Origin of the sequence: Chachezhania sediminis (assembly GCF_009765275.1) — a bacterium.
Classification (GTDB): domain Bacteria; phylum Pseudomonadota; class Alphaproteobacteria; order Rhodobacterales; family Rhodobacteraceae; genus Chachezhania; species Chachezhania sediminis.
In genome coordinates this window covers 318,353-330,476 of the sequence record NZ_VOPH01000002.1, presented here as the reverse complement: position 1 = coordinate 330,476, position 12,124 = coordinate 318,353, and the positions used below count along the sequence as shown (strand labels likewise).

Genomic DNA, 12,124 nt, shown 5'->3' with positions numbered 1-12,124 from the left:
CGAGATTTCACATTTGGAGACAGCCCATGTCCACCGTAGCCGTAACCGACGCCACATTTGACAGCGAAGTCCGCCAGTCCGACGTTCCCGTCGTCGTCGACTTCTGGGCGGAATGGTGCGGCCCGTGCCGCCAGATCGGCCCCGCTCTGGAAGAGCTGGCCACCCAGTATGGCGGCAAGATCAAGGTGGCCAAGGTCGATGTCGACCAGAACCCGAACACCGCCGCCCAGTTGGGCGTGCGCGGCATTCCCGCGCTCTTCATCTTCAAGGACGGTCAGGTCGTGTCGAACCGTGCCGGTGCAGCCCCCAAGGCCGCACTGCAAAGCTGGATCGACAGCGCGATCTGATCCAAGAGATCTGAAAGATCGACGCCGGGCGCCTCGGGTTTCCCCCCGGGGCGCTTTTTGTTTGTCCGGTTGCACGCGCCATCCCCGCCGGTAACGTGGCGCGGCCAATGACGAAAGGAAAATGCATGGACGGCCAGATGGCGCCGGGCGTAGAGGCGAAGATCCGCGAAAGCTTTGCCCGCCAGACAATGATGCAGACGGCTGGCGCGACGTTGGACGCCGTCGGCTGGGGCCGGATCACGATCTCGGGGCCGGTCCACCCGGACTTCCGCCAGCAGCAGGGCTTTGCCCATGGCGGCCTGACCTTCGCCCTGGGCGACACCGCCGCCGGCTATGCCGCGCTGTCGGTCCTGCCGCCCGAGGTCGATGTCTTGTCGGTCGAGATCAAGATCAACTTCCTATCCCCTGCCGAGGGCCACCTGATCGCCGAAGGCCGCATCCTGAAGCCCGGCCGCCGCATCGTGCCCGTCGCGGCCGACGTTTTCGCCGAAGCCCCGGATGGGACCCGGAAACTGGTCGCCGTGTGCCAGGGGACGATCATTCCCGTTACGGCCTGAAGTCCCGCGCCGCACATCATGCCGCCGCACATCATGCCAATGTCGGAGTGGGGACGCTGTCCCCACACCCCTGGAGGTATTTGTGAAGAGAAGAAGGAAGGATGCGCGCCCGGCTTCTTCTCTTTCCAAATACCTCCCGCCGGAGGCAGACCGACCGGAACACGCGCGCCCGGTCCGGAAACCGGGGTGCGGCACCCTCCTCTTGTCCCCCGGCGCCAAGGGTTACATATGTGCTCCCTGACCACGACCGGGCCCGGCCCGGGAAAGGAAAAGAACATGAGCAACGATGCTTTCCCCGGCTGGCACGGGACCACGATCATCGGCGTCCGCAAGGATGGGCGCGTCACCGTGGCGGGCGATGGGCAGGTCTCCATGGGGCAGACCGTGATGAAGGGCACTGCCCGCAAGGTGCGGCGCCTGACGCCCGGCGGCGCCGATGTGGTGGTGGGCTTTGCCGGATCCACCGCCGATGCCTTCACTCTGGTCGAGCGGCTGGAGGGCAAGCTGGAAGCGGCACCCGGGCAGCTGGCGCGGGCCTGTGTCGAGCTGGCCAAGGACTGGCGCACCGACAAGTACCTGCAGAAGCTGGAAGCCATGCTGATCGTCACCGACGGAACCGATCTTCTGGTCGTCACCGGTGCCGGCGACGTGCTGGAGCCGGAGCAGGGCGTGGCCGCCATCGGATCCGGCGGGAACTATGCGCTGGCTGCCGCGCGCGCGCTGATGGACACCGACCGCACGGCCGAGGACATCGCCCGGCGCGCCATGGCCATCGCCGCGGACATCTGCGTCTACACCAACACGAACCTGACCGTCGAAACCATCGAGGCCAAGGCATGACCGATCTGACCCCCCGCGAAATCGTATCGGAACTCGACCGTTTCATCATTGGCCAGGCCGATGCCAAGCGCGCCGTGGCCGTTGCGCTGCGGTCGCGCTGGCGGCGCAAGCACCTGGCCGCCGACCTGCAGGACGAGGTGTTCCCGAAGAACATCCTGATGATCGGGCCCACCGGCGTCGGCAAGACCGAAATCTCGCGCCGCCTGGCCAAACTGGCCAAGGCGCCATTCCTGAAGGTCGAGGCCACGAAGTTCACCGAGGTCGGCTATGTCGGGCGCGATGTCGAACAGATCATCCGCGACCTGGTCGATGCCGCCATCGTGCAGACCCGCGAGGCGATGCGCGAGGAAGTGAAGACCAACGCCCAGAAGGCGGCCGAGGAGCGCGTGATCACGGCCATTGCCGGTGCGGATGCGCGTGCGTCCACCCGCGATGCCTTCCGCAAGAAGCTGATCGCCGGAGAGCTGGACGATACCGAGATCGAGCTGGACGTGGCCGATACCTCGTCCCCGTTCCCCGCCTTCGACATTCCCGGGCAGCCGGGCGGCCAGATGGGCATGATGAACCTGGGCGACATCTTCGGTAAGGCCTTTGGCGGTCGCACCGTCCGCAAGCGCATGACCGTGGCGCAAAGCTATGACCTGCTGATCGGCGAGGAAGCGGACAAGCTGCTGGACGACGAGATCGTCACAAAGGCCGCGCTGGAAAGCGTGCAGGAAAACGGCATCGTCTTCATCGACGAGATCGACAAGGTCTGTGCCCGGGCCGATGCCCGCGGGGCCGATGTCAGCCAAGAAGGCGTCCAGCGCGACCTGCTGCCGCTGATCGAGGGCACCACCGTGTCGACCAAGCACGGGCCGGTGAAGACCGATCATATCCTGTTCATCGCCTCGGGCGCGTTCCACGTGGCCAAGCCGTCGGACCTTCTACCGGAGCTGCAGGGCCGCCTGCCGATCCGGGTGGAACTGTCGGCGTTGTCGGAAGAGGATTTCGTCCGCATCCTGACCGAAACCGACAACGCCCTGACTCGCCAGTACACGGCGCTGATGGGGACCGAGGGCGTGACCGTCGCCTTCACCGACGACGGCATCGCCGCCCTGGCGCGGATCGCGGCCGAGGTGAACCGCGCCGTGGAAAACATCGGCGCCCGGCGTCTGCACACCGTCCTGGAACGCGTTTTCGAGGAGCTGTCCTATTCCGCCCCAGACCGCGGCGGCGAGGCGGTGACGGTCGATGCCGCCTTCGTCGAGGCCAATCTGGGTGCGCTCAGCCGGTCCACGGATATCAGCCGCTACATGCTGTGACGCAATAGTGGGCACTGCGGTCCGGCACCGGGCCGCGGCAGCCCGAACCTTGCGAAAGGCAGCGCTTCGGGTTCACGAGCAGGGCCCGGTGCGCTATTCCGGCAGGGACCCTTTTCCCGCGGAATGCCATGTTGTCTCGACTCGTCCTGGTTGCGCTGCTTCTGTGCGCGTCTTGCGCCCCACGCGTGATCGACCCGGTCGATCCGACCGCGCTGGAGGTCGGGTCGCCCGAAACGGTCTTTGTCGCCACCTCCCGGGCGCAGGAGGACGACGGAACCTTCGGGGCAGGGCGGTCGCAGGACCTGTCGCTGCTGGAAGTCACCGTGTCCGTACCGCCGGACCGCATTCCGGGCCAGTTCCGCAAACCCCGTCCCCCGGTCGATCCGCGCCGCGAATTCGTCACCGCAGAACGCGAGATACTGCCGTCCGAGGCCGTCTTTCGCAAACGGCTGAAGGCGCAACTGGACAGGCTGCCGCCGGACCGCCGGGCAGTCACCGTCTTCGTGCACGGCTACAACGATACCCAGCCGGCCTCGGCCTTTCGGGTGGCCCAGATGCAGCGCGACCTGAAGATCCCGGGCGTGATCATCGCCTATTCCTGGCCCAGTCGCGGGTCGCCGCTGGGCTATATCTACGACCAGGACAGCATGGCCTTCGGACGCGACGGGCTGGAACGGCTTTTGCGCATCATCCGGTCCGAAACCGGCCGGCCGGTCCTGCTGATCGCCCATTCGCTGGGCAGCTACCTGTCGATGGAGGCGCTGCGCCAGGCCGATATCAAGACGCCCGGCTGGTCATCCAGGGCGCTGGCCGGCGTGATCCTGATCTCTCCCGACCTCGATATCGAGGTCTTCCGCACCCAGATGGCAAGGCTCCAGCCGCCGCCCAGCCCGCTGGTCATCTTTTCCAACACCGGGGACCGGGCGCTGGACGTGTCGGGGTGGATGCGCGGGGACCGCGCGAAGGGCCGGCTGGGCAATGTCGACGGGATCGAACAACTGACGGATCTGCCTGTGCTTCTGGTCGACATGTCGGAATTCAACGACCCCAGGGGCCTGTCGCATTTCCTGCCGGCCTCGTCCCCGGCGCTTCTGGCGGTGCTGTCGGAAACCGGCTGGGTCGACAGGGTCTTCGGCGAAAACAACGTCACGCTGTCGGGCCGGTTCGGCCAAGCCACGGTCGCGCAATCCGGTCAGGCCGCAGCGGTCAAGCTGCCCGCCGTGCCACAGAGCCCGGGCGCCGGGCTGCGCTGATTTCACGCCGTGACCCGAACGTTCGGGACATCGGTCCGCGACAGCACCGACCGCCAGGTCCCTGCGCCATCCCATCCAATGCAGTCAATCAAGGGTCTGTCGCCGGGCCAGTCCGGCCGGCGCGCCGTCTGTCAGCGGGCCTGCGCGTCGCAGGCGGCAGGTCCGAAGGCGCCCTGGCGCCTTCGGACGGTGCGCGCGGGGCAGGCGGCACAGCTGTTCGCCGGCCGGGGCCCTGTGCGCGCCCCTGGCAATCAGTTCTCGGCGGGGGCCGGTGCTGCCGCGGCGGCCGCTGCCTGGCGGCGTGCCAGTTCCTGACGGTAGATCGCGACGAAGTCGATCGTATCCAGGTTCAGCGGCGGATAGCCACCGTCGCGCGTCACGTCCGACACGATGCGGCGCACGAAGGGGAACAGCATCCGCGGACACTCGATCAGCAGGAACGGGTGCATCTGCTCTTCCGGCACGCCGGAGATGCGGAACAGGCCCGCATAGTCCAGTTCCATCACGAACAGGACCTCGCCGCCGGCCTTCGACTTCGATTCGATGTTCAGCTTCAGGATCACCTCGAAGACATCGTCCGCGCGCTTGCGGGCGTCCAGATTCACCTGGACGCTGATGTCCGGTTGGACCTCGCCTGAAATACCCTTCTGCGCCATCACGTTCTCGAACGACATGTCGCGAACGAACTGGTTCAGGATGTTCATCTGGACTTGCGGCGGCTGCTGCGCGGCTTCCGCCGGCTGTGCCGTCTGATCGGCTCCGTTCTCGGCCATTGGGGCCTCCTCGACTTCCGGAAATAACTCAATCTTCGCGCCGTTGAGTATCAGTCCGGCACGGTCAGGACAATGAGGCTTTGCTTGCCGCTACGACCCGGGCGTGTCGTCCGGCCCGCGCACCCAACCCGAAGGTCCGGTCTTGGGCCGATCCGCTCCTCGCGACGGATCAACTTCGCGATAGTCGCCATCGATGATGTCGTCCCCCGGCCGGCCGCCATAGCGCGCGCCGCCCTGGGCGTTCATGCCATAGACCTGCACGTTCATCCTGGCCCGGATCGTCCGCATCACCCACAGCCGCACGGCCGGGATCAGCAGCAGAAGGCCCATCGTGTCGGTCAGAAGGCCCGGCGTGATCAGCAGCATGCCGGCCACGATGATCATGGCCCCATGGGCCAGGGGCGTTCCGGGATCGCGCATTTCGTTGAAGGCGCGCTGTACCTCGGCCAGGGCCACGCGGCCCTGAGTGCGCATCAACCAGCTTCCCAGCATCGCCGAGCCCACCACGATCGCCAGCGTCGGCCACAGCCCGATCAGCCCCCCGACCTTGATGAACAGACCGATCTCGACGATCGGCAACAGCACGAATGCCAGAAAAAGATACATGAACCTTCCTTTCAGCCCCTTACAGCTTTGGTGCGGGCGGTGGACTTGACCACGCCCCTCCCCTACATAATGGGTGCGGGGCATCACACAACGTCCCGTTGCCCGAGACGTGAACCTTCACGCCCAGACGAGGACCACATGCAATCGCCCCTTCTTCACCTTCTGATCCTGGCCGGCATTGCCATCTTCCTGATCCTGCGCCTTCGCAACGTGCTGGGTACAAGGGAGGGTTTTGAAAAACCACGCGTCGCCGAACCCGTGCAGCGCGGCCCACGCCCCGACTTCGAAGTTATCGAGGGCGGCCCGGATCACGACATCACGGATTATGTCGAAGCCGGCTCCAAGGCGGCCGAGGCACTGGCCGCGATGAAGCGGGTGGAACCCAGCTTTTCCGTCACCCAGTTCGTCCAGGGCGCCCGCGGCGCCTACGAGATGATCGTGACAGGCTTCGACAAGGGCGAGCTGGCCCAGATTCAGCCCTTCCTGGCCGAAGACGTGTTCGACACTTTCGTCGACGTCGTCGCCCAACGCGAGGACAAGGGCCTGACCATCGAAAGCGAATTCATCGGCGTGCGCGAGATCGCGATTGCCGACGCCGACTTCGCCCGCGACACCGGACGGGCCGAAATCACCATGCGCTTCGTGGGCGAGCTGACTTCGGTCATCCGCGACCGCGACGGCACCGTGATCGAGGGCAGCCCGACGGCGTCGAAGCGCCAGAAGGACGTCTGGACCTTTGCCCGGACCATGGGCACCGACGATCCGAACTGGATCCTGGTGGCAACGGACGCCTGATCGGACGGGCCAGGGGGGGACGCGACCCGGTGATCGAGGACAGGTGCGAGAACGGGGGATGGATCGGGCGCAGCGCACGTAGCGCCCGGGCGGGACTGGCCGGGCTGGGCCTTGCCGCAGCCATCGCCTCTGTCGCCACCGCACCGCCCTTGCGGGCCGACCACCGCGATCCTCAGGTCACGCACCGGATCCTGGACTTCTCTGATCTGGACGGCTGGGAAGATGACAACCACGCCGCCGCGCTGAAAGTCTTTACCGAAACCTGCGCCGACATGACCGAACCCGACTGGCGCAACATATGCGCCGTCGCGCAAAGCCTGCGGCGGGAAGAGGCGAAAAGCTTCTTCCAGCTGTTTTTCCGCCCGGTCGAGATCACCCGGAACCAGCCTGCGCTGTTCACCGGCTATTACGAACCCGAACTGACCGGCAGCCGGCATCCCGACGCGCGTTTTCGCTATCCGCTCTACGCCATGCCGCCAGAGGCCAGGGGCGGCCCCTGGCTGACCCGGCGGGAAATCCTGACCTCGGGCGTCATGGACAACCGCGGACTGGAAATCGCCTGGGTCGACGACCCGGTAGAGCTGTTCTTCCTTCAGATCCAGGGCTCCGGCCGGATCCGCCTGCGCGAAGGCGGGTCGATCCGGGTCGGCTATGGCGGCGCCAACGGCCAGCCCTATCGTTCGGTGGGCGAGGAACTGGTCCGCCGCGGCGTCTATTCCCCCCACCAGGTCAGCGCCAAAGTGATCGGAAACTGGGTCCGGCGGAACCCGGAAGAGGGGCAGGAGCTGCTGTTCCACAATCCGTCCTATGTCTTCTTCCGCAAGCTGGACGACATGCCCGACGGCCGGGGGCCCCTAGGCGCGATGAACCGGTCGCTGACGCCAATGCGGTCCATCGCCGTGGATCCCGCCTATACGCCGCTGGGCGCCCCCGTGTGGCTGGAGGCCGACGGCGCAGTGCCGATGCGCCGTCTGATGGTGGCGCAGGACACCGGGTCCGTGATCCGCGGGGCGCAGCGGGCAGACATCTTTACCGGCTCGGGCGCGGCGGCGGGCCGGATGGCCGGGCGGATGCGCGATACCGGGCGGATGGTTGTACTGATGCCGATCCAGCGCGCCTATGCGCTGCTGCCCGGGGACATCTAGTGTCCCGCAAACGTCGGCCGACCGAGGAAGAGCTGGAGCTCTGGGGCCGGATCGCGCGCAGCGCCGATCCGATCGGCCGCCGGAAACTGGACAGCGGCGCCGAACTGAAACCGGACCCCAAACCGGACGGCCGGATCAACGGCACCCACACGGCGGTGCCGGAACGCCCCGGCCTGGCAAGCTTGCGCATAGGCAAGACATCCGACAGGCCGGCCCCGGGCCACGACCTTGTGCCGCCGCTGGCAGAACGGCTGCGGAACCAGCCGCTTCACATGGACCGAAAGGCCTTTACCCGCCTCCGCCGTGGCAAGCTGGAACCAGAGGCCAGGATCGACCTGCACGGCATGACCCAGGCCCGCGCCCATCCGGCTCTGACCCGCTTCATACTGTCCTCGCAAGGGCAGGGCCGCCGCCTTGTCCTGGTGATCACCGGCAAGGGCCGCCCTGGCGCTGCCACCGGCCCGATCCCCGAACCCCACGGCATCCTGCGCCACCACGTCCCCCGCTGGCTGGCCATGCCGCCGCTGAACCATGCCGTTCTGCAGATCACGGCCGCCCATGTCCGCCACGGCGGCGAGGGCGCGCTCTACGTCTACCTCCGCAAGCCCCGGTAACCCGGCACAACCCTCTGGCATGACCGACGGAGTGGGGACGCTGTCCCCACACCCCTGGAGATATTTGTGAAGAGAAGAAGGCGGCATATGCCGTCCTTCGAAAACCGGGACGACCGCCCCTGACTTCTTTGATCTTCAAATACCGCGGGGGAGTCGCCCGGAACGGGCGGCGGGGGCAGAGCCCCCAACGGTGGCAGTCACGCCTGTAGCGACACCGCAAGGTTCCGTGTACTGCACGCTTCTCCGGCCTCTTACTGCACTCTGGACCAGAGCGCCGCGTCACCCATCTTGGCCACGAACGCTTCATGCGCGGCGCGTTCCCCGGCCGTGATCCGGGGCGGCAGCGCCTTATCCCGCGGTTTGGGGCGCCAGTCGGACTGGCCGGCGCCAGCGTTTGTCGACGCCGTCGACAGGGCGAAATCCGGTTGCCGGCCGCCGATCATTTCCAGATAGACCTCGGCCAGGATTTCCGAGTCCAGAAGCGCACCGTGGAAGGTACGTGCCGAGTTGTCGATACCGAAGCGGCGGCAGAGCGCGTCGAGCGATGCGGGCGACCCCGGGTAGCGTTCCCGCGCCATGGCCAGCGTGTCGATCGCCTGATCCATCGGCAAGAGCGACAGGCCCATCCAGCGCAGTTCCGCATTCAGGAAGTGCATGTCGAAGGACGCGTTGTGGATCACCAGCTTGGCGTCGCCCACGAAGTCCAGGAAGGCCTGACCCACTTCGGCAAAGCGGGGCTTGTCGGACAGAAAGTCGATCGACAGGCCGTGAACGTTGTAAGCCTCTTCCGGCATGTCGCGTTCGGGGTTGATGTACTGGTGATAGGTCTTGCCGGTCGGCAGGTGGTTGTAGAGTTCCACACCCCCGATTTCGACGATCCTGTGGCCTTCCTCCGGCTTGAAGCCCGTGGTTTCGGTGTCGAGGACGATCTCACGCATGAAGCAGCTTCTCCCGGATCTCTTCCACGATCATTTTGACCTTCTCGCGCGCTTCTTCCTGCGTATGGGTCGGAATGACCCAGTGGGCGCGGTCGCGCTTGATCGCGTCGGCCATCTGCTTGGCCCGGATGCTTTCAAATTGCGCTTCGGTCATTGTGCCACGGGCCAGCACACGGGCCTTCTGGGTCGCAGCATCCACGCTGACCACCGCCACGCCGTCGACATGACGGTCGCCGCCGGTCTCGAACAGCAGGGGGACGTCGACGACCACGATGTCGGCCGTCGTTTCGGCACGGAACTGGGCCCGGTCGGCACCGACCAGCGGATGGACGATGCCTTCGATCGCCTTCAGGGCCGCGGGATCCGCCTCGATGATCTCTTTCAGGGCCTGCCGGCTGACCTGTTCGTCGAAGATCGCATTCGGGAAGGCCGCGCGCATCGGTTCGACCGCGGCGCCGCCCTTGGCATAAAGGCGATGCACCGCCGCGTCCGCGTCCCAGACGGCACAGCCTTCGTCGGCGAACATCTGCGCCGTCGTGCTCTTGCCCATCCCGATGGAGCCGGTGAGGCCGAGGACATAGCTCATCTGAGCGCCGCCGTGCGGGCCGCCGCGTCGACCTCTGGCCTTATGCCGAACCAGCGTTCGAAGCCCGGAACCGCCTGATGCAGCAGCATGCCAAGGCCGTCGACGACGGTGCACCCCGCCGCCTCGGCTGCCGAAAGAAGTCTTGTTTTCAACGGGTTATAGACAAGGTCCGTAACGATCTTGCCCGGCGCCAGGGCATCCAGCGGGATCCGAAGCTCCGGCTGGCCGACCATGCCCAGAGAGGTCGTATTCACGACCAGGACAGCCTCGTCCACGATATTGCCGGCCTGGACCCAGTCCGTGACCCGGACGCGCTGGCCGAATTCTTCCTTCAGCTTCTCGGCCCGGACGCGGGTGCGGTTCGCCAGCAGGATCTGCGGCACCCCGGCATCCGACAAGGCCGCGACCACGGCGCGCGCGGCACCACCGGCGCCCAGCACTGCTACGGGGCCCGATTTCGGGTCCCAGTTCGGTGCGCCGTGGCGCAGGTTTTCCATGAACCCGTAGCCGTCGGTATTGTCGCCCATGATCTTGCCGTCGGGACGGAAGATCAGCGTGTTCACCGCGCCGATCAGGATCGCCCGGTCGGTCAGCGTGTCAACGATATCCATCACCAGTTCCTTGTGGGGTACGGTGATGTTGACGCCGACGAAACCCATCTTGGGCAGGGTGCGCAGAACTTCCGGAAGATCGTCGCGGTCGACGTCCATGGGGATATAGTGGCCGGACAGCCCGTAGGCGTTCAGCCAGTGCCGATGGATCTGTGGCGATTTCGAATGCGCGATCGGCGATCCGATCACCCCGGCCAGGGGAATCCGCGTTGCCGTCATGACACCAGAACCTTTCGCACCATCAGATAGCCCAGAAGCTCCATCAACGGCAGCCCCAGGACCGTAAAGTAATCGCCGCTCACGCCCGAGAACAAGCGTGCTCCTTCCTCTTCCAGCTTGTAGCCGCCAACGGCGTGCCGGATGCTTCCCCAGTTCCGCGTCACGTAGTCCTCCAGATAGGCGTCCGACAGGTCGCGCATGGTCATGTCCACGCGGCCGACATGGCGCCAGACCGGCGCCGCGGCTTCATAGACGACCACGGCAGACCAGAGCTTGTGCCCATGGCCCCGCATTGCGCGCAACTGACGGATCGCGTCTTCCTCCGTCTCTGGTTTGGACAGCACTTCGCCTTGGAATTCAAGCACCTGGTCACAGCCGATCACCATAGCCTCGGGTCGTCGCGACGCCACCTTGCGGGCCTTCGCCTCGGCCAGGGCGTCGGACAGATCGCGCGGGCTGGATCCTTCGGCCAGGAGCGCCGACTTCAGCATCTCCTCGTCCACGCGGGGACGCACGACTTCAACCTCGACGCCGGCATTGGCCAGAAGCTGCGCGCGGATTTCGGACCCGGAAGCGAGGAGGAGCGGCGGCATGTGGACAACCTGGTGGGAAAAGCGACGTGAAACCTAGGGATCGGTTGTCGGGAAAATCGGCCCCAAGCGCAAGAGGCAGGACAAGACCGGGTTCCAGGGACGGGTTGCCGTGATCTTCCCACCCGGGATAAGGATAACCCGAAACCGGGGGCAAGGCGGGGCAGGGAATCTTGTCCTTTCGTTTTCCACAGGAACAGGCCGGTTCTGAACAGGGCAAGTTGCTGAAAATAAAGGATGTTACAAGATCTACACAAATCCGACACGAAACGAATTCACAAGTTCGCCCCTGTGGATGGATCTGGTGACAGCCAAAGGATCCACAGATCCGGGCCTTGCTACAAAATCATCATCCTTTCTTTATAATTCTTTAAGATTAAGAGGACCCGGCCGGGGGACACGACCGCAATGCAAGACATACTGATCTGGCTCTATCCCTGGACCAAGGCTTTCCACATCATGTCGGTCATCGCCTGGATGGCCGGTATCTTCTATCTGCCCAGGCTTTACGTCTATCACGTGGAAATGGCCGGGAAGACCGACGGTCTGGGGCCGGTCTTCGACACGATGGAGATGAAGCTTCTCCGGATGATCATGAACCCGTCGATGGTAGCGACCTGGGTCTTTGGTCTGATGCTGGTCTTCACGCCGGGGATCGTGGACTGGTCGGCGGTGTGGCCCTGGACCAAGGCCGCGGGCGTGCTGGGCATGACCTGGTTCCACCACTGGCTGGCGCTGCGGCGCAAGGACTTTGCCGCGGGGCGGAATACGCTGACAGGGCGGCGTTACCGGATGATGAACGAAGTGCCGACGCTGCTGATGGCCGTGATCGTGATTTCGGTGGTCGTGCGGTTCTGAAGGGTGGTGCGTGGGGACCACGCACCCTTCCCAGCATCGAACTTTGATCCGGATGGCAGAAACCTTACCGTAGGGTGTGTGGTCCCCA

15 protein-coding genes are annotated in these 12,124 nt (G+C 65.5%); 9 read left to right on the top strand and 6 right to left on the bottom strand.

Translation table 11 applies throughout. From position 1 onward, the window contains the following. Positions 1–26 precede the first annotated feature (26 nt). The 5 genes from trxA (at position 27) to FQK05_RS06515 (ending at position 4,301) form a co-directional block, all read left to right on the top strand. Entirely contained in the window at positions 27–347 is a 321-nt protein-coding gene (trxA, locus tag FQK05_RS06535; RefSeq protein WP_158965106.1) for a thioredoxin, read from the top strand. 125 nt (positions 348–472) lie between these two features. After that, positions 473–904, top strand: coding sequence for a PaaI family thioesterase (locus tag FQK05_RS06530; RefSeq protein WP_233270403.1), 432 nt, complete (start codon positions 473–475; stop codon positions 902–904). 276 nt (positions 905–1,180) lie between these two features. Beyond that, entirely contained in the window at positions 1,181–1,744 is a 564-nt protein-coding gene (gene hslV, locus FQK05_RS06525) for an ATP-dependent protease subunit HslV (RefSeq protein WP_158965105.1), read from the top strand. Further along, on the top strand, positions 1,741–3,048 hold the full coding sequence (hslU, locus tag FQK05_RS06520; RefSeq protein WP_158965104.1) for an ATP-dependent protease ATPase subunit HslU: 1,308 nt from the start codon (positions 1,741–1,743) through the stop codon (positions 3,046–3,048). Before hslV ends, hslU begins: the two co-directional genes overlap by 4 nt. A gap of 131 nt (positions 3,049–3,179) precedes the next feature. Continuing rightward, a complete protein-coding gene (locus FQK05_RS06515; protein ID WP_233270402.1) occupies positions 3,180–4,301 on the top strand; it encodes an alpha/beta hydrolase in 1,122 nt (373 codons plus the stop codon). A 251-nt stretch (positions 4,302–4,552) separates the two neighbouring features. On the opposite strand, the gene secB is transcribed toward FQK05_RS06515, so the two are convergent. Next, on the bottom strand, positions 4,553–5,074 hold the full coding sequence (gene secB / locus FQK05_RS06510; protein ID WP_158965101.1) for a protein-export chaperone SecB: 522 nt from the start codon (positions 5,072–5,074) through the stop codon (positions 4,553–4,555). 90 nt (positions 5,075–5,164) lie between these two features. After that, a complete protein-coding gene (locus FQK05_RS06505) occupies positions 5,165–5,680 on the bottom strand; it encodes an FxsA family protein (RefSeq protein ID WP_158965100.1) in 516 nt (171 codons plus the stop codon). Positions 5,681–5,818: 138 nt separating this feature from the next. Here FQK05_RS06505 and FQK05_RS06500 point away from each other — a divergent pair, with 138 nt between their 5' ends. From FQK05_RS06500 to FQK05_RS06490, 3 genes are all read left to right on the top strand, one after another. Beyond that, complete coding sequence (locus tag FQK05_RS06500; protein ID WP_158965098.1) at positions 5,819–6,475, top strand: Tim44/TimA family putative adaptor protein; 657 nt, start codon at positions 5,819–5,821, stop codon at positions 6,473–6,475. A 149-nt stretch (positions 6,476–6,624) separates the two neighbouring features. Then, the gene (gene mltA, locus FQK05_RS06495) at positions 6,625–7,620 is read left to right on the top strand and encodes a murein transglycosylase A (protein WP_233270439.1); all 996 of its coding nucleotides are present in this window, start codon (positions 6,625–6,627) and stop codon (positions 7,618–7,620) included. Next, positions 7,620–8,234, top strand: a complete 615-nt coding sequence (locus FQK05_RS06490; protein ID WP_158965097.1) for a Smr/MutS family protein — start codon at positions 7,620–7,622, stop codon at positions 8,232–8,234. Before mltA ends, FQK05_RS06490 begins: the two co-directional genes overlap by 1 nt. 251 nt (positions 8,235–8,485) lie before the next feature. Here the strand turns inward: FQK05_RS06490 and dnaQ are convergent, their stop codons facing one another. From dnaQ to FQK05_RS06470, 4 genes are read right to left on the bottom strand one after another with little or no spacing between them, the layout of a single operon-like run. Then, the gene (gene dnaQ, locus FQK05_RS06485; RefSeq protein ID WP_158965096.1) at positions 8,486–9,172 is read right to left on the bottom strand and encodes a DNA polymerase III subunit epsilon; all 687 of its coding nucleotides are present in this window, start codon (positions 9,170–9,172) and stop codon (positions 8,486–8,488) included. Beyond that, entirely contained in the window at positions 9,165–9,758 is a 594-nt protein-coding gene (gene coaE / locus FQK05_RS06480; protein WP_158965094.1) for a dephospho-CoA kinase, read from the bottom strand. The genes dnaQ and coaE overlap by 8 nt, the downstream gene beginning before the upstream one ends. Continuing rightward, complete coding sequence (locus tag FQK05_RS06475; protein ID WP_158965093.1) at positions 9,755–10,588, bottom strand: shikimate dehydrogenase; 834 nt, start codon at positions 10,586–10,588, stop codon at positions 9,755–9,757. Before FQK05_RS06475 ends, coaE begins: the two co-directional genes overlap by 4 nt. After that, on the bottom strand, positions 10,585–11,181 hold the full coding sequence (locus FQK05_RS06470) for a Maf family protein (protein ID WP_158965092.1): 597 nt from the start codon (positions 11,179–11,181) through the stop codon (positions 10,585–10,587). The genes FQK05_RS06475 and FQK05_RS06470 overlap by 4 nt, the downstream gene beginning before the upstream one ends. A gap of 405 nt (positions 11,182–11,586) precedes the next feature. On the opposite strand from FQK05_RS06470, the gene FQK05_RS06465 reads away from it, so the two are divergent. Next, positions 11,587–12,036, top strand: coding sequence for a CopD family protein (locus tag FQK05_RS06465; protein ID WP_158965091.1), 450 nt, complete (start codon positions 11,587–11,589; stop codon positions 12,034–12,036). The last annotated feature ends 88 nt before the right edge of the window (positions 12,037–12,124 follow it).